28 protein-coding genes are annotated in these 16431 nt (G+C 68.8%); 8 read left to right on the forward strand and 20 right to left on the reverse strand.

Annotated features, from left to right (window positions below; genetic code table 11):
* Nucleotides 1-10: 10 nt before the first annotated feature.
* Genes CF165_RS09005 through CF165_RS09045 form a run of 9 tightly spaced genes read right to left on the reverse strand, consistent with a single transcriptional unit; the run spans nucleotide 11 to nucleotide 6242 of the window.
* Nucleotides 11-1753, reverse strand: coding sequence for a terminase large subunit (locus tag CF165_RS09005; RefSeq protein WP_093946963.1), 1743 nt, complete (start codon nucleotides 1751-1753; stop codon nucleotides 11-13).
* Complete coding sequence (locus CF165_RS09010; RefSeq protein ID WP_093946964.1) at nucleotides 1716-2183, reverse strand: phage terminase small subunit P27 family; 468 nt, start codon at nucleotides 2181-2183, stop codon at nucleotides 1716-1718. Before CF165_RS09010 ends, CF165_RS09005 begins: the two co-directional genes overlap by 38 nt.
* 5 nt (nucleotides 2184-2188) lie before the next feature.
* Nucleotides 2189-2752, reverse strand: a complete 564-nt coding sequence (folE, locus tag CF165_RS09015; protein ID WP_093946965.1) for a GTP cyclohydrolase I — start codon at nucleotides 2750-2752, stop codon at nucleotides 2189-2191.
* Nucleotides 2749-3474, reverse strand: coding sequence for a 7-carboxy-7-deazaguanine synthase QueE (locus tag CF165_RS09020; RefSeq protein WP_240521511.1), 726 nt, complete (start codon nucleotides 3472-3474; stop codon nucleotides 2749-2751). The genes folE and CF165_RS09020 overlap by 4 nt, the downstream gene beginning before the upstream one ends.
* Complete coding sequence (locus CF165_RS09025) at nucleotides 3471-3899, reverse strand: 6-pyruvoyl trahydropterin synthase family protein (RefSeq protein WP_093946966.1); 429 nt, start codon at nucleotides 3897-3899, stop codon at nucleotides 3471-3473. The genes CF165_RS09020 and CF165_RS09025 overlap by 4 nt, the downstream gene beginning before the upstream one ends.
* On the reverse strand, nucleotides 3900-4247 hold the full coding sequence (locus CF165_RS09030; RefSeq protein WP_093946967.1) for a hypothetical protein: 348 nt from the start codon (nucleotides 4245-4247) through the stop codon (nucleotides 3900-3902). It abuts the gene before it with no gap.
* On the reverse strand, nucleotides 4244-5152 hold the full coding sequence (locus CF165_RS09035) for a hypothetical protein (protein WP_093946968.1): 909 nt from the start codon (nucleotides 5150-5152) through the stop codon (nucleotides 4244-4246). Before CF165_RS09035 ends, CF165_RS09030 begins: the two co-directional genes overlap by 4 nt.
* Nucleotides 5149-5415, reverse strand: a complete 267-nt coding sequence (locus tag CF165_RS09040) for a DUF7352 domain-containing protein (protein WP_093946969.1) — start codon at nucleotides 5413-5415, stop codon at nucleotides 5149-5151. The genes CF165_RS09035 and CF165_RS09040 overlap by 4 nt, the downstream gene beginning before the upstream one ends.
* Complete coding sequence (locus CF165_RS09045) at nucleotides 5412-6242, reverse strand: ParB N-terminal domain-containing protein (RefSeq protein ID WP_143268504.1); 831 nt, start codon at nucleotides 6240-6242, stop codon at nucleotides 5412-5414. Before CF165_RS09045 ends, CF165_RS09040 begins: the two co-directional genes overlap by 4 nt.
* A 176-nt stretch (nucleotides 6243-6418) precedes the next feature.
* Here CF165_RS09045 and CF165_RS52035 point away from each other — a divergent pair, with 176 nt between their 5' ends.
* The 3 genes from CF165_RS52035 (at nucleotide 6419) to CF165_RS09060 (ending at nucleotide 8053) form a co-directional block, all read left to right on the forward strand.
* Nucleotides 6419-6937, forward strand: a complete 519-nt coding sequence (locus CF165_RS52035) for a hypothetical protein (protein WP_093946971.1) — start codon at nucleotides 6419-6421, stop codon at nucleotides 6935-6937.
* A gap of 268 nt (nucleotides 6938-7205) precedes the next feature.
* Entirely contained in the window at nucleotides 7206-7781 is a 576-nt protein-coding gene (locus CF165_RS09055; RefSeq protein WP_093946972.1) for a hypothetical protein, read from the forward strand.
* Entirely contained in the window at nucleotides 7778-8053 is a 276-nt protein-coding gene (locus CF165_RS09060; protein ID WP_093946973.1) for a hypothetical protein, read from the forward strand. The genes CF165_RS09055 and CF165_RS09060 overlap by 4 nt, the downstream gene beginning before the upstream one ends.
* 44 nt (nucleotides 8054-8097) lie before the next feature.
* Here CF165_RS09060 and CF165_RS09065 read toward each other — a convergent pair whose 3' ends face one another.
* Both CF165_RS09065 and CF165_RS09070 read right to left on the reverse strand, forming a co-directional pair.
* The gene (locus CF165_RS09065) at nucleotides 8098-8973 is read right to left on the reverse strand and encodes a hypothetical protein (RefSeq protein WP_093946974.1); all 876 of its coding nucleotides are present in this window, start codon (nucleotides 8971-8973) and stop codon (nucleotides 8098-8100) included.
* 50 nt (nucleotides 8974-9023) lie between these two features.
* Nucleotides 9024-9242 carry a hypothetical protein gene (locus tag CF165_RS09070; protein ID WP_093946975.1) on the reverse strand — a complete coding sequence of 73 codons (219 nt, stop codon included), beginning with the start codon at nucleotides 9240-9242 and terminating at the stop codon, nucleotides 9024-9026.
* A gap of 240 nt (nucleotides 9243-9482) precedes the next feature.
* Between CF165_RS09070 and CF165_RS09075 the strand changes: the two genes are divergently transcribed.
* The 4 genes from CF165_RS09075 (at nucleotide 9483) to CF165_RS50050 (ending at nucleotide 11854) form a co-directional block, all read left to right on the forward strand.
* Nucleotides 9483-9863: a hypothetical protein gene (locus tag CF165_RS09075; RefSeq protein WP_093946976.1), complete on the forward strand. Its 381-nt coding sequence runs from the start codon at nucleotides 9483-9485 to the stop codon at nucleotides 9861-9863.
* 155 nt (nucleotides 9864-10018) lie between these two features.
* A complete protein-coding gene (locus tag CF165_RS09080; protein ID WP_093946977.1) occupies nucleotides 10019-10222 on the forward strand; it encodes a hypothetical protein in 204 nt (67 codons plus the stop codon).
* A 173-nt stretch (nucleotides 10223-10395) separates the two neighbouring features.
* Complete coding sequence (locus tag CF165_RS09085) at nucleotides 10396-10812, forward strand: hypothetical protein (protein ID WP_093946978.1); 417 nt, start codon at nucleotides 10396-10398, stop codon at nucleotides 10810-10812.
* A gap of 490 nt (nucleotides 10813-11302) precedes the next feature.
* Nucleotides 11303-11854: a hypothetical protein gene (locus CF165_RS50050; protein ID WP_143268506.1), complete on the forward strand. Its 552-nt coding sequence runs from the start codon at nucleotides 11303-11305 to the stop codon at nucleotides 11852-11854.
* 633 nt (nucleotides 11855-12487) lie between these two features.
* Here CF165_RS50050 and CF165_RS50055 read toward each other — a convergent pair.
* Genes CF165_RS50055 through CF165_RS09100 form a run of 3 tightly spaced genes read right to left on the reverse strand, consistent with a single transcriptional unit; the run spans nucleotide 12488 to nucleotide 13799 of the window.
* Nucleotides 12488-12877: a MerR family transcriptional regulator gene (locus CF165_RS50055; protein WP_143268508.1), complete on the reverse strand. Its 390-nt coding sequence runs from the start codon at nucleotides 12875-12877 to the stop codon at nucleotides 12488-12490.
* Nucleotides 12874-13074, reverse strand: a complete 201-nt coding sequence (locus CF165_RS09095; RefSeq protein ID WP_093946980.1) for a hypothetical protein — start codon at nucleotides 13072-13074, stop codon at nucleotides 12874-12876. Before CF165_RS09095 ends, CF165_RS50055 begins: the two co-directional genes overlap by 4 nt.
* Nucleotides 13071-13799 carry a hypothetical protein gene (locus tag CF165_RS09100; protein WP_093946981.1) on the reverse strand — a complete coding sequence of 243 codons (729 nt, stop codon included), beginning with the start codon at nucleotides 13797-13799 and terminating at the stop codon, nucleotides 13071-13073. The genes CF165_RS09095 and CF165_RS09100 overlap by 4 nt, the downstream gene beginning before the upstream one ends.
* A 116-nt stretch (nucleotides 13800-13915) precedes the next feature.
* Here CF165_RS09100 and CF165_RS51120 point away from each other — a divergent pair, with 116 nt between their 5' ends.
* Nucleotides 13916-14077, forward strand: coding sequence for a hypothetical protein (locus tag CF165_RS51120; RefSeq protein ID WP_158226754.1), 162 nt, complete (start codon nucleotides 13916-13918; stop codon nucleotides 14075-14077).
* Nucleotide 14078: 1 nt separating this feature from the next.
* Here CF165_RS51120 and CF165_RS09105 read toward each other — a convergent pair whose 3' ends face one another.
* From CF165_RS09105 to CF165_RS09130, 6 genes are read right to left on the reverse strand one after another with little or no spacing between them, the layout of a single operon-like run.
* The gene (locus tag CF165_RS09105; RefSeq protein ID WP_093946982.1) at nucleotides 14079-14588 is read right to left on the reverse strand and encodes a hypothetical protein; all 510 of its coding nucleotides are present in this window, start codon (nucleotides 14586-14588) and stop codon (nucleotides 14079-14081) included.
* Nucleotides 14585-14788 carry a hypothetical protein gene (locus CF165_RS09110; RefSeq protein WP_093946983.1) on the reverse strand — a complete coding sequence of 68 codons (204 nt, stop codon included), beginning with the start codon at nucleotides 14786-14788 and terminating at the stop codon, nucleotides 14585-14587. The genes CF165_RS09105 and CF165_RS09110 overlap by 4 nt, the downstream gene beginning before the upstream one ends.
* On the reverse strand, nucleotides 14785-14985 hold the full coding sequence (locus CF165_RS09115) for a hypothetical protein (RefSeq protein WP_093946984.1): 201 nt from the start codon (nucleotides 14983-14985) through the stop codon (nucleotides 14785-14787). The genes CF165_RS09110 and CF165_RS09115 overlap by 4 nt, the downstream gene beginning before the upstream one ends.
* Nucleotides 14982-15281: a hypothetical protein gene (locus tag CF165_RS09120; protein WP_093946985.1), complete on the reverse strand. Its 300-nt coding sequence runs from the start codon at nucleotides 15279-15281 to the stop codon at nucleotides 14982-14984. Before CF165_RS09120 ends, CF165_RS09115 begins: the two co-directional genes overlap by 4 nt.
* Nucleotides 15278-15553: a hypothetical protein gene (locus CF165_RS09125; RefSeq protein ID WP_093946986.1), complete on the reverse strand. Its 276-nt coding sequence runs from the start codon at nucleotides 15551-15553 to the stop codon at nucleotides 15278-15280. The genes CF165_RS09120 and CF165_RS09125 overlap by 4 nt, the downstream gene beginning before the upstream one ends.
* The gene (locus CF165_RS09130; RefSeq protein WP_093946987.1) at nucleotides 15550-16425 is read right to left on the reverse strand and encodes a hypothetical protein; all 876 of its coding nucleotides are present in this window, start codon (nucleotides 16423-16425) and stop codon (nucleotides 15550-15552) included. The genes CF165_RS09125 and CF165_RS09130 overlap by 4 nt, the downstream gene beginning before the upstream one ends.
* Nucleotides 16426-16431: the final 6 nt, after the last annotated feature.

A 16431-nucleotide genomic window follows, 5' to 3' on the forward strand; every position in this document is an offset into this window, starting at 1 on the left:
CTTGCCCCCTTCACACGATTTCGAGGTCGCCGTCGTCGTAGACGGACCTGCGGGGCGGGGTGTAGTGCACGGCGCGGTCAAGTCCCATAATCAGTGCGACCACGCCGTCGATCTTGTCGCCGCTGTTTCGCTTGCTGGGCTTGACGTTTCCGGCCGCGTCCATCTCGACGGCCAGGTTGTCGACCTGCCAGCGGATCGCCGGGTTGCCGCCGTGGCGCAGCCGGGGTGTCTCGGCGGTGCCTTCCAGCGCGAGGCGCTGAAACTCCTTGGTGGGTGCGGACATGGACCCGAAGCCCTGCCGCATCTTGACCAGCGGTGCGCCGTCGCCGAGCAGATCGGACACCAGCTGGCTGGAGTTCCAGGGGTCGTAGGCGATTTCCCGGACGCGGAACTTCTCACGGTCGAGGTTGATCTGCGTGCGGATGTAGTCGTAGTCCGCCACGTCGCTGGGTGTCGCGACGAGGAGGCCGCGGTCGACCCACACGCGGGCCTGTCCTGCGGTGCGCCGGTCGATGGCCTCCAGCGCGCCTTCCGGGCACCACAGCCGCCAGAGCAGGTCATGGCCGCCGTTTCCGTCGGGGAACACCCACGCCAGCGCGCACAGGTCCGAGGTGGACGCGAGGTCCAGCCCGCCGTAGGCGATGCGCCCGGCGAGCTTGCGTTCGTCCACGATGGACGCGTTGCGGTCCCACGCCTCCAGATCGAGGTAGCGGGTCTGCTGCCGGGTACGGATGCCCAGGTGCAGGCGCAGGAACTTCGCCAGGTCCGCAGGGCTGTTGCGGGCCTCGTTGGCCGCGTTCTCCAGGTAGGACTTCGACGGCGAGACACCGAAACCCGGGTTCGCCTTCTTCCACGTGCTCTCGGCGAACGGGTCGTCCTCGGCGTCGGCGGCCCACACCACGCCGTACATCGAGGTGTCCTTCAGCGCACCCCGGGCGATCTGCTCGACGTAGTGGCGGCGGCGGGCGTAGATCGTGGTGGACCGGCCGTCGTCGGCGGTGGTGATGGTGAACACCAGCGGCTGCGACCGGGAGCCTGTGCCGGTCTCCACGGCCTCGACCAGGTCAGGGGTCTTGTGGACGTGCAGTTCGTCGATGATCGCGCCGTAGACGTTGGCGCCGTGCAGCACGTCGGCCAATTTGGACACGACGGCGAAGTAGGAGCCGGTGGGCTGGTGGATGATCCGGTGCGCCAGCGCCTTCACATACGGCGATAGCGCGGGGCTCTTCTGCGCGAGCTGCCGCACCGGGTCGAAGCAGTACCTCGCCTGGTCCCGTCCGCTGGCCACGGCGTAGACCTGCGCGCCCTGCTCGTGGTCGGCGCACGTGAGGTAGGTGGCGAACCCGCCGGACAAGGTGGTCTTGCCGTTCTTGCGGGGCACGTCGACGTACACGCGGCGCGCGACGCGGACCCAGTCGCCGTCCTCATTGCGGTACACCCACCCGAAAACCGGAGCCAGGATGTAGGCGATCTGCCACGGGTCCGGCCGCAGCGGCTGCCCGGCCCACTTGCCTTGTGTGTGCCGCAGACGGGAGAACACGTCGAGGACGCGGTCCACCCGGGCCGGGTCGAACCGCGCACCCCGGCGCGCTCCGCCTTCAGGGGTCTTGATCGCGGGCGGGCAGTCCGGCAGCGGGATGCCACGGGAGTGCAGATACCAGCCGACCTCGGGCGAGATGTGCAGCCGGGCGAGCGTCGCCCGGCTCGGCGGACGCTTAGCCGGTGCCCGCGAACGGGTTGCCTTCGTCGCCACGGCCGGCCCCGTCCCTCTGCTCGATCCGGGTCCGCGCCGACGGGGTCAATCCGAACTCCTGCGCGAACGCCCTGATCACGTGTGCGGAGTCGCGCTGGATGACCAGCGCCGGGTTCCGCACGAAGCCGCCGTGCAGGCCCTTCTGCAGGACGCCGGTCTTCGCCACGAGCGCCGAGGCGCGACGGTGTGCGACTACGGCTTCGCAGTAGCAGATGAGGGTGTCCCGGTCGCAGGCGTGCGCGATGCCCATCGCGGCCAGCTCGGCGACCGTGTAGTCCCAGACCTCGCGGACGGCATCGGCCACATCGTCCGGACACTCCGGACGACCGGAGCGCGGGACGGGTTCGTGGTGGTTGTAGCGCTCGGTGTGCCGGTCGCCTTCGATGATCCGCAGGGCGGTGGGCTTGGGCGGGACCCCGCGTCGGCCCATGTGGATCAGCCTCCCCGGTGCAGGTCCCACAGCTGCGCGCGCAGCTCGGGGTCGGTGGCGAAACGGCCGGTCACGGCGGTGGTGACCATCGCCGCGCCGGGCTTGCGGATACCGCGCTGGGTCATGCAGCCGTGCTCAGCCCGCACGATGCAGGCGGAGCCCTCGGTCTTGAGGTAGGTGTCCAGGGCTTCGGTGACCTGGTGGGTCAGCTGCTCCTGGGCCTGGAGGCGGTGCGCGTAGATGTCGAGCAGTCGCGGAAGCTTCGACAGGCCCGCGACCGGCGCCCCGGCGACCGGAAGGTACGCGATGGTGGCGGTGCCGGTGAAAGGCATGAGGTGGTGCGCGCAGCAGCTGGTGAACGGCACGCCGGTCACCGCGATCACGCCGTCCGACCGGTCGACGGGGAACGTGCGCTCCAGCACGGCGGCCGGGTCCTGGTCGTAGCCCGAGGTCAGCTCGGCCCAGGCACGCGCGACCCGGGCCGGGGTGTCCCGCAGGTTCGGTTCGTCCGGGTCCAGGCCGCGGTCAGCCAGCCACGAGCGGATGCCGGCAGTGAGGTCGGCGGTCATCGGCCCCTCTCGTTTCCCCAGGCCAGCACGTGTAGCCGGGTGCCCAGGTTGAAGCCGCGTTCGATGACGCGGTCGGCGATGAGCTTGGTGTGGATGAGGACGGCCTCGACGGTGGTTCCCTCCGGGGAAATCCACACGGGCGCGTCCAGGTGGTAGCGGTCGGCCAGCTCGGCGGCTTCGTCCACATCGTCCGGGGTCGCGCACACGAACTTGAAGTTCGCGCGTCCGCTGGCGACGAACGCGGCCAGCACGTCAGGCCGGATGCGCCGGGCGGCCGGGTCGCCGGAGTGCGCGAGCTTCGGGCTGACGTTGAAGCGGACTGCGAGGTCCGGTTCGAGGGTGGCGGCCGTGGGCACGATGGTCCCGTTGGTCTCGACCTCGATATCGGCCCCGGCGGCACGCAGCATCGTGAGCATCCGCGTCCACGCGGGCTGGAGCTGGTGCAGCAGAGGTTCGCCGCCGGAGATCACCACCAGCTCGGGACTCCCCGCGAGTGCGCGGTCCACGATGGCTTCCACGGGCTGGCGGGCCAGCTCGGCGCGCAGGTCGAAGCGGTTCCCGTCCCAGGTGTAGGGGGTATCGCACCACCCGCAGGCGAGGTTGCAGCCGCCGAGGCGGACGAAGCTTGCCCGGCGGCCAGCGGAGGGGCCTTCGCCCTGCACGGTCGGGCCGAATACCTCGCTGGCGACCAGGGTGTCCGATGTGGCTGGAGCGTTGGTCACGCGCACCACCCGGCCTGGTTGACGTGGGTCTCGCGGACCTCGACGGCGGTCACCCGGGCTCCGGGGACGTGCTCGAGCTCGCCCAGCAGCTCGGCCACGACGTCGGCGAGGTGGGCGGCCATGTTCTCCACGGTCGGCCAGCCGGGCACCTCGTAGACCTTGCAGTTGTGCTGGCGCAGCAGCGGGACAAGCGGGTCGGTCGGGCCGAGCAGGACCCCGTGGTCGAGGTGGTCATCGATCCAGGCGCGCAGGGCCTTCTTCAGCGGTCCGAACTCAACGACCACGCCGTCCTCATCCGGGGACGGGGCGGTCACGGTGACCTCGGCCCACCAGGAGTGTCCGTGCAGGCTGATGCACTTGCCGGGCAGGTGCGGGAGCCGGTGTGCGCTCTCGAAGTTGTGGCTGATCGTGACGGTGCTGGCCATTCAGGACGCCTCCGTCACGGTGGCGCCGGACTCGCCGTCCTCGGACACGTCGACCTGGGTGGGTGTGAGCTGGTAGCCGTCCTCCAGGACGATCCACAGGTCGCGGGCGAGGTCTTCGCAGCTGGCCGAGCCGCATTCGCGGGCTCCGGTTCCCCACCAGGCGCGGATGACGTCCTGGAGGTCGTGGAACTCGACGTCCCGGTCATCGTGGGACACCGCCACGTGCGCGGTGATGCGGAACAGGTGCCGGTGGCGGTCGGCCAGATAGGACCGGCGGCCGGTCGCGGCGGGCCAGCAGTGGAACCCGGGAAGGGTCACGGTGGTCCACACGGTCACGGGTGCGTTCATGACGGCATCAGCTCGCCTTCGCGTTCGTCGCGGGCCGGGTGCGGGACCTCGCCGAAGTCGGCGTGCCGGTCCTGGAGGGCGCGCCAGGTCGCGAGGGTGTGGGTCATGGCGTCGGCGTGCATCTGGCAGGCGACGTCGCGGTTGGCCGTCTCGCTGTAGAGGAACCGGTGCCCCAGCTCGCCCAGGCGCCGCAGCGCGGCGGACTCGGTCCGCACGGCCGGGTACCGGAGGCTGTTCAGCCACGAGCTGGAGTCGCAGGAGTCCGGCGGGCAGGGCAGGCACCACTCGCAGGCGGACAGGCCGAGGACGTGGATCCACAGGTGCGGGTACTGCCGGCGGCGTTCCCACATCGTGTGCAGCAGCCGGACGCGCGTGGGGTGGTTGGCCTGCACGACGTTGCCGAAGCAGAGCCGGTCGTACCCACCCGCGAGCTGGTCGAAGTAGTCCCAGCCGTCGTTGAGCGGATGGTAGACGGGGATCGGGTTGAGGCCGAGGTCGTGCAGCCGCGCCCGGGTGCGGATCTTGTTCTCCCGGCCGCCCTGGTCCAGCTCGATGTAGCCCCACAACCGGTCTTCGTAGGTTGTGGCCAGTTCGACGTAGCGGTCGAAGAGCCGGTCGAACCCCTGGATCTCGTCCGGGGGCAGGGAAAGCGCCTCGTCCATCGAACAGCCCGTGGCGCGCTTGTGCTCGTTGGTCAGGTTGAAGATCCCGCTGTCCAGCAGGATCACGTGACCTTCGTCGAGCAGCCGCACCATCCGCTTCTCCTGGCTGCGGTGATACAAGTCGTTGACGGCAAGCAGCAGATGCCGGGGGTAGGCGGAGGATTCCCCGGCGGCGAAGTAGATCGGGGTGTCCGAGCGGTCGAAGGCGCCGCCGGCCGTGGCGACGATGTCGGCGCCGGTCACGAGAACACCTCGAACACGTGCCAGACCAGGTGCCCGACCCACGCCTGAGCCGTGGCCAGGTACTCGGCCGCGCCCACCGGCATCGGGTTGCCGGTGCCCACGATCGCGATGGTCCGGTCCTCCGGCTCGGCGGCAGGGTCGACCTCGGCCCAGAGGGTGAGGTGACCGTGCTGGAGCTGCGCGGTCAGCAGGCGCGCACCTGCGGGCATCCGCAGCGTCTGCCGGTCGGCGATCTCCAGCGGGTACTTCCAGATCGTGGTCACGCGGCCCTCCCCGCATCGGCCGGAGTGGACAGGACCGGTTCTTCGCCGGTGATCCGGCGCCACTTCGTCAACAGCCACCCGGCCAGGTACGGCAGCGGCTGCACCATCACCACGCGGTGTTCCTCGGCCTTCTGCGCGAAGGGCGCGAGCATCGTCGGGTACGGCCACAGCAGATCGCCCTCACCCAGCAGTGGTGTCCACAACGGCCAGCCGGTGTGAACGTCGGCCACCACCAGGCTGTGACGCCCAAGGGTCCAGATCTGGCCGGTTGCCGTCTCGAAGTCGGGTTCGCCCACGGTCACCCCGGCCAGCCGCAGGGCCTCGCCCTTGTCCGGCGGATCGCCTTCCCCCGCGTGCTCGTCCTCGTCCTCCGCGGTCAACGCCTCTTCCAGCGCCGCGAGGTCGTCGGCTTCGTAGCCCGTGAGATCGAGCATCTGGGCTTCGCCGAGGTCGTGCAGGACCTCGGCGAGGACCCTGTCGTCCCAGCCGCCCTTGACGGTGAGCTGATTCGACGCGATCAGGTACGCCTCGGCGTCATCGTCCGAACGCGACGCCCAGCCCCGGATGACGGGCATCAGCCACCGGCCCTCGCCGTCGACCTGCACGCCCTCGGGTGCGTCGCGGCCCTCCTCGGCCCACGCGCGCAACTGGAGGTAGCGACCGTGTCCGGCCACCAGACGGCCGGTGCGTTCGTCGATCAGCGGCAGCTCGGCGAGTCCAAAATGGCCGATCGACCGGGCGATGCCAGTCGCGTCGTGTTCCTTCGGGTTGCGGGGCGCAGCTTGCACGTCCTCGATGGGCATGTACTCGACGTAGCGATTGCTCATCGGCCACCGCCGGCGTTCGGGCACGGGATCGGGGTCATCGGACTCCTGTCTGTGAACGCTCGAATGGCTCAGTGATCCGTGGCCCGCTGCGCTTGTCTTGCTCGCGCCGACGAGTCGAGTGTTGGTGTCAACGGCGGGCACACAGCCCACCACTGCTCACCACAGGGAGAAACCCCATGGCCACCAACGCCAACACCACCGCACGCAAGGCCCCGGCCGCCACGAAGGCCGCCGCGCCGAAGCCTGCGGCCCCGAAGGCCGCTGCCCCGAAGGCCGCTGCCCCGGCCGAGCCGAAGGCGACCGAAGCGAAGGCCGCCGAGGTCACGGCCAACGCCGCCACCCCAGCCGAGGGCAAGAAGCCCAAGCGCGGCAATGGCGACTTGTTCGACAAGCTGGCCGCTGGCGCCAAGGAGGTTGACGTCATGCCCGCCACGCCCCGGGGCGGCAAGCAGAACCCGCTGACGCAGCTCGTCCAGCGCAGCTTCACCGAGAAGAAGGCGTTCGCGCTCGACCCGATCGCCAACGACCCCAAGACCATCGACGCCGTCAAGGCCGCAGTTCGGCGCGCCGCCGCACGCAACGACCTGGGCGTGAACCTCAGCCACGAGGTGCAGGCGGACGGCATGGTCGTCATCTACTTCAAGGGCAAGGTCAAGGCCGAGCCCACCGGCGGCAAGGCCAAGGCCGACAAGTGACCTGGTGGCCTTCGGGCCACCAGGGGCCGGGCCGGGGCGTGCGCTCACCCAACCACGACTGAGCCGCCCCCGGTCCCGCTCCACCCCAGCACCTCCACGGCAGCGCCGTGGGGGTGTTTCCCTTGTGTGCAGGTGAAACACACGGTCAGTGGCGTGGTCCACGGAACACGATCGGAACCGAAGATCGCTGGTCCGATCACGCCTGAAGCCCTGATCCTGAGATCACCGAGGAAAAAGACCCGGACAGGTCGCAACGGAAGGAACACCAATGAACACCGAGATCACCACCCGCACCTACACCGTCGTTTACGCCCGTGGCGCCGTCCACATCCAGGGCCTCGACGAGCAGGTCCGGGGCGGGCTTGACAGCCTCAACTACGCGTTGAGTGCGTGCTCGGCACTGTCGAAGAACCAGACGATGTGGGTGCGCCCGCTGACGACGACCGACCTTGCCGAGGCGGTCAAGAAGGCGACCGCGCTCGCCGAGTCCGGTCAGGTCAAGGGCTTCTGCAAGAAGTGCCGCAAGACTGCGCTCGCCGTTCTGGAGGCCGAGGCTTACGAGATCGAGGCGCAGCGTGCCGTGCAGGACGCCCCGGCCGAGGTCGGGGGCGAGTGGATCGAGGACGTGCCAGAGGAGGACGGGCGTCCTGTCTGGACCCTGTCTACCGACTACGACGAGCGGGCTGAGATCTTCTTCGCCGACGTCACCGGTGGAGGCCCGTGCACGTGGCGGGTCGGCGAGTGTTTCCCGGACGGCCGGATCCTCACGACCGGCGAAGCGGGCACGGTCGAGGAGGCGCAGCGACAGGCCGAGCAGGCGTTCGCGCGCGCGGTGGCGCAGTGACGCGTCAGCCTCACGAGGGCAAGCAGGCGCTAGCCGAGACCATCGCGCTACGCGCCCGCGTGCACGCGCGGACTGCCCTTACTCTGCCGGACGGCAGCAAGGCCCCCGTGCCGGTCACCCGGCTGCTCCTGGAAGAGGTGGCCTCCGAGGTGGCGCACTGGCCCTGCTACCGCGACGTCGAGCTGCCCGCGCTGCGCACACTGGTTGCCGCATGCAGGCGGCAGGCCGCCGCCGCTCCCGGGCTCGACATTCTTGAGCTGGATCAGAAGTAGGAGTTCACACGAAGCCCCCACGTCATCACGTGGGGGCTTCGTCGTCACTTGATTCCCATGTCCTCGACCCAGAAAGCGCGTTTGTTCGCCGCGTTGGCTTCGTTGGCGGCGCCTGAGGCGAGGATGGTCAACGTCGTGCCTCCTGAGGCTGCGCCCGAGTTTGCCGAGCACCCGAGCTGGTAAGTGCCATCCACTGGCACCGTGAAGATCGTCTCCACGACGATTCCCGGGTTGGTGTAGACCTGGTTGATGATGCCCTGGGTACGGATCGCCGGATCGTTGATCGTCACCGCCGCGCCCACGGCACTGAGGCGAATGCTCGCCGTGCCATTCGGAGGGTTGACCGCGCCACTGGCGTTCGTGTTGAACACCCAGACCGCTTTGTAGTACCGGGTTGCCCGCATGCCCGTGATCGTCAGCGTCTCGAAGAGGCTGTCGGCCTGGGTCGTGTTCGTGTCCTGAACGTTTCGCTTGACCAGGCCGAGGATTCCCCTGCGGGCTTCCAGTTCCCATCCGCCCGGGTATCCCCATTGGACTGTCTGCTGCGTGTCCTGTAGGAGGGCACGCAGACCGACGTGCGGATCGGGCGGCAGGGCTGCCGCGTTCGGCACCGGCAGAACTGAATCCCTCAGCGTCGGCGCGCACGCCCACAACGTCGAGGCCGGCCACGCCCGCGCAGCCGATCCTTCCCGGCCTCGTACCACCGTGAGCGTGTTGGACGCGCCCGTGTGTGCGGTGGCCCAGACGATCTCGAACTGCTTGTTCGCCGGGTCCTGCAAGGTGATCGGGATGTACAGGCTGGTGGTCAGTCCGGATTGGAGAGACGCGAAGTCGGTGGATACCATCGACGTGTCCGAAACGGCCGCCGGGTTGGTCAGCTGCCCGAACGAGTAGTTCACCGGAGCCCGCAGCTCGTACACGAGCGCCCCCAATCTCATGTACCGAAGGAAAGGGTTGGGGGTCGTCGATCTCAGTCGTCCCAGACGATCCGGGTGGCGCCGTCGTGTCCGTGGACGGCCTCGGCGGACTCGATGTGCGGCCAGAAGACGTTTGAGCGGTGTTCGCCGTACCAGTGCACGTTCGCGCTGCCGTCCGGCCACAAGCACCCCTCGGCGACGCGGCCGGTACCGGAGGCCCCGCTCACGTCGACCTGGCGTTGAAGGTGGAACCGGCGGACGTAGTCAGACACGACAGCTCCCCTCCAGGCGCTCAGGGTTGGCACCGAGTTGGCGAAACGCGGGTTCTCACGCGGAACACCACCGGCGCGGTCTGGGTGCCGTGAGGTCCTGGTGATTTCGACCCCCCTACCCCCGGGCCACCAGGCCGGGCAGCGGCGGTGAATCACCCGAAAGGCTCCTTGCTGCCGGCCGTAGCGGGTTCGGGATCGTCGGGGCGGGTCCACAAACGACAGAGGCAGGAGAAGCTACTCGTGGTCACGGTGACGATGACGGGCAAGTTCATCGCAGAATGGTTCGACGGCACATCGGTCGGCCAGGGCACGGAGCTGGACACCCCGGAACGCCAGCTGCTGTGGGAGATCTACCGCGATGCTCCCGAACGACGGTACGGGCGCAATGGCTCCGCGCACGTGCTGACCTTTCCGACGTCCCTCGAAGGTCTTGGCGCTCTGGACGCCCTGTTCGACTACGCGGACACGGGCGTGCAGATGACGAACGACGACCCGGAGGACAGCGGCACGAACGCGGCGTGCCGGGTGATGGTCGAGCGCGCGCTCATTGCGGTGCGGGAGCTGGAGAAGCAGCTCGGTGTAGAGCCGGGCACGGTGACGTTGTTCGGCATCCGCCGCTGATGTGGAGCCCCTGGGCTACGGCTCGGGGGCTTCGTCGTGAGCGGGTGCAGAATCGCTCGAATGGCTCCTGATCTTGGTCGCGATCACGCGGAGATCCTTTACAGGACCGGTTAAGCGGTCAACAACCCGGACAGGTTATTGAAGGAGCTACCACGATGTTCGCCAAGATCTTCGCCCACGTCGCCACCCTGCTCGTCATCGTCCGCACCGGCAGCGTCGTCGAGCACGCCGTCATGGCGACGGCCTACTTCGTCAGCGCATCGGCCGGTCACGCCGAACTGCTAGTGGCCGTCGCCTACACCGTGGTCACCACGATGCACGTGCGCGCGACCCGCGAGGAGATCCACCACACCGCCTGACCTCGTCGCCGAGGTGGCGCGCGCCCGCGAGGCGCGCTGCCTCGGTTGCGAGATCACTTCGGAGCCCCTGACCTCCTGGTCAGGGGCTTCGCTGCATTCGATGGGTCAGTGGTCCGCCGCGCTCGTACGGTGTCAACCTTGCGCGAATATCGCTCATGTGTTCGACTGGCGACATGGTCTCGACGACGTCTCCGGATTGGTGCACGCCGCAAGGCGACGGCCCGCCGTTCCGGTGGAACATCTCGACCTTGCTCGACGGCAAGTGGAGCACGCAGTCCGAATTGTTCGGCGGCACGCCGGACGGCATCGACGTAGTGCAACTCCTGCGCAACTGGCACACCAGCCACGGCCCGGACGGCCACTGGCGCCTGCTGGTGACCGAGGCTGAGGACGATGACGCGGTCCTGGCCGAGGTCGAGGAGGACTTGTCCGGCTGGGTTCCGCCCCGGCAGTACCAGCGCCTGGGCAAACACGGGCCGCCTCCGGCGCCTTCGTTCTGGAACTCGGCCGAGTTCTTCCCGCCATCGGCGAGACAGTTGCGAGCTCGCCGGGCACGCGAGCAGAACACCGCCGGCCCGCCGACGCCATAGAAGGGCCGGAACCCAGGCGCTTTCGGGCTCGCAAGCCTGCCGGAATCCAACAAACCACCAGGTCAGGCCCCACTCCATACATGCCGAGCCATGCGGCCGGCTTTGAGGTAGCCTTCACCGCCCGACGACCATCCGATGAGGGGCGGACGATGCCGGTCAACTGGTGGCAGCTGGGGCTGACGGCCCTCATAGGACTACTTACCGTTGCGGGTGCCTACATAGGGTCACGATTGGGTGCCAAGGCCAACGATCGCGCAACCGAGCAACGCGAGCTTGCCGCCCGACGTGAGGAGTGGTGGCGCCGCTTCACTTGGGCGGCAGGACTCGCGATGGACGATTCAGCAACGAAGCGAACCCTGGGACTCAGTCTGATGATGAAGCTAGCCCGCTCGGAGCTTGCCCAGCAAGACGAGTGCCAGCTACTTGACGTGTTTCATCAGCGGGTGCTAGGTGAGATACTGAACCCCACTGACCAGACGGGGCAGAACTCATGACTCAACCGCATCGCGTAACCGAGGAGCAGGTAACTGCCGCTCAACTACGTCTCATACTGGACGAAAAGCAGGGGCGATCGACCCCAGAAGTCGTTCGTTCGATCGCAAACTCGCTCCCTGGAGACGAGGTGGCAGGCACTAAGCCGAGCTCAGTTCCAACGGCGCCAGAGGTTGACGAGGACGAGACCGCCGAAACAACCAAGGAAGCCTCACCTTCCCCCTATTCAGGCCTCGAAGGCTTTTTAGCCGGTGAAACTAAGCATGTACGGCAAGTGTTCATAGACTACCCCAATGTCGGCGTTCCGAAGCATTTTGAAGTCGATCCCTCAAACATCGCACAATGGGGCTCTATTCGTCGGCGTGTGGATTTCAAATTCTCAGATTTTACTGACATGCCGGATGTACTTTGGGTTACCCGAACAGACCTAGACTCTGCGGAGACGTCTCTTGCTCTTCTCAGGAAGGCGCTCGCGGCGTCGCAACCAGAAGAACGAGAGCAAATAATACAACGCTTCTCGGAAATACTTCAGCACTCACAAGAAGAGTAGGCCGATAACCCAGCGGGCTAGATAGAGCCACGCCAGTTCCACCCTCCAGGGCTGGTGAGTCCGGTGTGTCGATCATGGCAAGGCTTACAGAGTGGCCGCAACCGGTGCCAGGCGTCGGGGTCGGGCACGCCCAGGGTGACGAGAGCCCGGCGGGTTTCGGGGTGATGATCGGCCACTGTGGCCGGTCGGTTGCACAGCGTGCAGAGCCGGTTTTCGCGCAGGTAGGCGGCGCGATTGAGCTGCCAGTCGTGGCCGTAGCCGCGCTGGGCCGCATTGCCTCGGCGCTGATCGCTTTCGCGACGTTGTTCTCGCCGGCAGGTCGCGCAGGGGCCGGGCGGGATCGTGGTCCGGCAGGTCGGGCAGACGCGAGGCGAGCTGGTGGGCACGGCCGTGGTCCTTGGGTGATCAGTGGCGAGGGCTGCACAACCCGCCCAGGGGAGGGCTACGGGCAGCGCCTCGGCTTGACGATCGGATCGGCGTACCGGGCTTCTGGTGAAGCCCCCGCCACTGCGTGCGGTCCCCGCCCGTGCCGGTCGGGTCCCGCGTCCCCATGCATCCCGCCCGGATTCTGGGCATAGGAGTGCTTGCTGTGCACGGTAGTACAGTCACGCCCGCGCGCGCCACCCGACCCCGTCAGGAATCTCCTGTTATATAAGGGTTTACACCCGCATTCGCTCGGCGGCGGCGGCGTTCGGCGTGGTAGGCCAGCACATCGGCAACCCGGTATCGCTGGCCGTCTGGTGTGTCCACAGTTGGCAGTCCCCGGCGGCGCCATTGCCGGACGGTGTCGGCCTGGACGTCGCACAGGTCGGCCACTTCGTCCACGTCGAGCAAGTCGTCCTGTCCGAATTTCATCTGCTGGGGCACGATCCAGCCCTGGCCGAGGTCCCGGCAGCGGCGGTCTAGTTCGCCGCACGCCTCGGCGTCGGCGCGCATCAGGGCATCACGGTAGTTGCGGGCTACCCGGCGCGCCCGGTCGAGTGGGCTGTCACCGGGCCACGGCCACGGGTCGGCGCGCTTCACGATGCGGCCTGGTGGTCGTGGATTTGGCGGGCGAGGTAGACGTTGAGCAGCCCTTCGCCGGCCATTGTGGCCAGGTCGTCGCGTGCCTGGTCGGCGAAGTCGCGCCAGGTGAGGTGGTCGGCCTGGTGCTCGCGGGCGTAGCGGTGCAGCGCGTTCTCGGCGAGGCAGTGCACGGCCAGCCCGTACAGGTCGGTCACGCCACGGCCTCCCGTCCGGCGACCAGCAGGGTGCACAGCTCCTGGTACTCGTCCCAGGTGTAGTGCCGTCCGCAGGCTCCGCACCGGAAGACGTCGTCGCCGTCGGCGCGCTGGAGGGCGCGGTGTTCGCAGCGTGGGCACGGTTCGGGCAGGTTGTGAGTCAGTCGCAGTTGTCCGGTGATGGCGCGGACGCGGTGGCTGAGGTCGAGCAGGATGACCGCGCCGTCGAGGCCGTCGCGGTCGAGGGTGGTCCACTCGTCGAGGATCCAGCCCGTGTGGACGACTCCCCGCAGGGCCAGCAGCACGCTGACCGAGTTCTCCAGCAGCCGCGCGGCCCGTTCCAGGACGACGCCGGGCCGGCTGTCGCGCGCGGCCTGGGTGTCCCACTCGACGCGCAGGACGTCGGCCACGGATTCGGCCCAGCACTGCGCCTCGTGCAGGAGGGCGGCTTGCACGGTTTCGATGCTCAGCGAGATCGGGACGGGCAGTTCGCGGGTGCCGGAGACGAGCTGGCGGAGACCGTCGCGGGTCCCGGCGAGCGCGGTTTCGAGGTCCAGGTAGTCCCGGGGAATGTCGGCGATGGCCTGGGTCAGGTGGCGGGTGCAGGCGTCGCACAGGCCCTCGGCGGCGTTGATCGGCGCGCCTCGGGTGATCTGCGGGTAGTCGGGGTCTGGTTCGCGCTGCGCGCAGCGGGGGCCGCGGTAGCAGCGGTGGATCTCGGTCATCGGGTTTCTCCTGGTCATCGGCCTGTGTGGCCGGTCACGGATGCCGGCGGGACGGGGACGTAACAGAAGGTCTGCGTGTCGCGACGGTTTTGAAGCGAGGTGAGGAGGTGAGCGCCGTGGACTTGGGTCGGAACAGGCGGGCGCGGTTGCGCCTTGACCGGTTGCTGAGTGCCTGGTGCGCCGACGTGCGGTCGGTGGACCTGCCGAAGTTCGACCCGGCCCGTGTGGACGCGGTGGTGCGGGAGCTGCGGGCGCGGCGCGAGCGGCTGGCCGGGTAGGTCATGTCTGCTGCCCGTACCCGGCGGCGTGGAGCAGCGGCGCGAGGTCGCGCAGCAGCAGCCGGACAGGTACCTCGAGTCGGGGTCCGGCGACGGTGAGCACGTCGGGATTCCGTGCGGTCTCGGCTAGCTGGTGCAGGTCGCCCGCAGTCAGCCAGGCGAACCAGGCGCCGGGGTCGCTCTTGCCAGCCCGGCGTTCAACCGCGATGCCGTAGTCGGCGCCGCTGGCGACGGCCTGATCGGCGGCTGCGGCGAGCACGTTGCCCACCTGGTTGTCCGTGAAGTCCGCGCTGGAGGTTTTGACCTGCCAGGCGAGCCGCGGTGTGCCGTCGATGTCGCCCCGGTCGCGGGACTGGCGGTCGCCGACTCGCCAGCCCGTTCGGACGGTGCGCTGCGCGTCGGGCCAGCCGTGCTCGCGCAGCCACCGCGCGACGGCCTGTTCGGCTTCCTTGCCGCGCCGGTTGCTGGACCGGCCGATCTCGGCGCGGGTACGCCGGTCGAGGGAGGTCATGACCGCACGCTCCGGTGGTGCGGCAGCGGGTGGGCGTAGACGTCGAAGCCGCGCGCGGCGATGGCGTCGCAGATGCGGTTGCGCAGCTCCAAGGCGGCGAAGCCGTCGACGCGGGTCCGCAGGATCTGCTCGATCTCGTCGTCGAGTTCGGTGTTGCGGTGCGGGACGGCGGGGCCGCGTCCGGCAGGGATGACGGTCATGCTGGTCCCCATTCGGTGAAGGCGGCCTTTTCGGCCGGAGCGGGTTCCGCCGGCGGATCGAGGGCGGCGGCGATAGCGAGCAGGGCGTGACCGATACCGAGGTCCAACCAGAGCCCGGCGTCCTCGTGGGACGGACCGATCCGGTCGGACTCGGCGAAGCACAGCTCGGCCTTGGCGTAGTGCTCCGGCCCGTTCACCGCGCCACTCCGATTGCGAAGCCGGGCACTCCTAGGCCGAAGTCGGGGTCGGAGCTGGCGGGGCGCAGCGGTGCGCGCAGCTCGGTTTCGTCGACCGAGCAGCACGGCCGGTCAGGCAGTAGTCCGGCGGGGACGCCGATCCACCGGAACTTCTCGCCGCACTGGGCGCAGGCCGCCGTGATGGAGGCGGAGAAGCCGGTGACGGGGCCGTCGTCGTGGACGGTGAGCCGGGTGACCGCGACGAGGACGTCGAATCCCTCGTGGGGGCAGGGCAAATCAGGGTTGAGGCTGGTCATCGTCGTGTCCTTCCGTGCCGTGGCGGCACGCAGTCGGGGGCGTGGGCGGCGTAGAGGGGGCGGCCGTGGTCGCGGGCACCGGCGGCTTGGTTGCGGCGCAGCACCCCGGCGAGCAGCTGGCCACCGTGGACGGACAGCGCGACGGTGCCTCGCTCGGGCGCGGGCTCCGGGTTGACCGGCAGCGGTTTGCCCGCGGTGGTCTCGGACCACAGGACTGGTGCGCCGCAGGCCGGGCAGGCTGCGCGCCACGGCGCGAGGTCGGCGGGGCTCACGGCGGGTCGTCCTCAGGGTCGGGCCAGCCCATGACCTCGGCGACGAGCCGCCGCCCGCGTGAAGCACGTGCTTCGGCTCCAGGGTCGTGGTTGCACAGTGCGCTGCCCCGGTAGCCCTCGTCGTCGCACATCGAGCAGTTCTCGACCGTGCGGCGGCGGTCGCCGGTCTTGGCGCGCAGCTCGGCGTGCCGGGTCTCGACCCGCTTCTCGTAGGCGTCCTGCTCGGCAGCCTGGCGGGCGCGTTCGCACGCACCGCAGCGGGGCGGGTTGTCGTCGTGCTCGTGCTCGACGCAGCGCGGGGTGGGCGGCGGGGACGCGCGGGCCGGTGTGGACGGTCGCGGGAAGGGCGAGGTGCGGCGCGGCTCGCGCGTACGCGCGGCGCCCCGCCCTCCCGGGGAGGTCTGAAAGACCTCCCGGTCGGGTCGGGTCGGGAGTTCAACGACTTCGTCAGCAGGTGCTTCAGCGTTCGCTTCAGCAGGTGGTGAAGCACCTGCTTGCCGCTTGCCTCGCACTTTTCCGCTGGCCAAGCCGCCTTTGCGCCCGGCCTCGGCCTTCTTTCGCCGCTCGTTCTCCACTTCTTCGCGGCTGGGGTTGCGCTTCGTTCCGTCGGAGTCCGACAGCCATTCGTGGAACTCGTAGCCTCCGCGCACTCGCCTCCAGAGACGCGCGGCGACCAGCTTCCGAGCCAGCTCGTCTGCCCCCACCGGGAATAGCCACGGAAGCTGGTGGTCTGGGATCACACCGTCAGTGGTGTTGTCCGACGACCACGAGCCAGCGACCACCCACAGGGCCAGAGCGGCGGGTTCGTCCGCGAGGACCTTGCGAATCTTGTTGTGCGAGTGAAACTTGTCGTCCACTTTGAACCACGGCATGGCGGG

It is taken from the genome of Amycolatopsis vastitatis (assembly GCF_002234595.1).
GTDB lineage: Bacteria > Actinomycetota > Actinomycetes > Mycobacteriales > Pseudonocardiaceae > Amycolatopsis > Amycolatopsis vastitatis.

Excerpts from the sequence above, each read along its gene's own strand:
- folE (WP_093946965.1), bottom strand. The coding sequence starts at position 2,752 with ATGACCGCCGACCTCACTGCCGGCATCCGCTCGTGGCTGGCTGACCGC.
- CF165_RS09010 (WP_093946964.1), bottom strand. The coding sequence starts at position 2,183 with ATGGGCCGACGCGGGGTCCCGCCCAAGCCCACCGCCCTGCGGATCATC.
- CF165_RS09045 (WP_143268504.1), bottom strand. The coding sequence starts at position 6,242 with ATGAGCAATCGCTACGTCGAGTACATGCCCATCGAGGACGTGCAAGCT.
- CF165_RS09025 (WP_093946966.1), bottom strand. The coding sequence starts at position 3,899 with ATGGCCAGCACCGTCACGATCAGCCACAACTTCGAGAGCGCACACCGG.
- CF165_RS50050 (WP_143268506.1), top strand. The coding sequence starts at position 11,303 with ATGACTCAACCGCATCGCGTAACCGAGGAGCAGGTAACTGCCGCTCAA.
- CF165_RS09110 (WP_093946983.1), bottom strand. The coding sequence starts at position 14,788 with ATGACCGTCATCCCTGCCGGACGCGGCCCCGCCGTCCCGCACCGCAAC.
- CF165_RS09130 (WP_093946987.1), bottom strand. The coding sequence starts at position 16,425 with ATGCCGTGGTTCAAAGTGGACGACAAGTTTCACTCGCACAACAAGATT.
- CF165_RS52035 (WP_093946971.1), top strand. The coding sequence starts at position 6,419 with ATGGCCACCAACGCCAACACCACCGCACGCAAGGCCCCGGCCGCCACG.
- CF165_RS09120 (WP_093946985.1), bottom strand. The coding sequence starts at position 15,281 with ATGACCAGCCTCAACCCTGATTTGCCCTGCCCCCACGAGGGATTCGAC.
- CF165_RS09100 (WP_093946981.1), bottom strand. The coding sequence starts at position 13,799 with ATGACCGAGATCCACCGCTGCTACCGCGGCCCCCGCTGCGCGCAGCGC.
- CF165_RS09085 (WP_093946978.1), top strand. The coding sequence starts at position 10,396 with ATGGTCTCGACGACGTCTCCGGATTGGTGCACGCCGCAAGGCGACGGC.
- CF165_RS09055 (WP_093946972.1), top strand. The coding sequence starts at position 7,206 with ATGAACACCGAGATCACCACCCGCACCTACACCGTCGTTTACGCCCGT.
- CF165_RS09030 (WP_093946967.1), bottom strand. The coding sequence starts at position 4,247 with ATGAACGCACCCGTGACCGTGTGGACCACCGTGACCCTTCCCGGGTTC.
- CF165_RS09080 (WP_093946977.1), top strand. The coding sequence starts at position 10,019 with ATGTTCGCCAAGATCTTCGCCCACGTCGCCACCCTGCTCGTCATCGTC.
- CF165_RS09105 (WP_093946982.1), bottom strand. The coding sequence starts at position 14,588 with ATGACCTCCCTCGACCGGCGTACCCGCGCCGAGATCGGCCGGTCCAGC.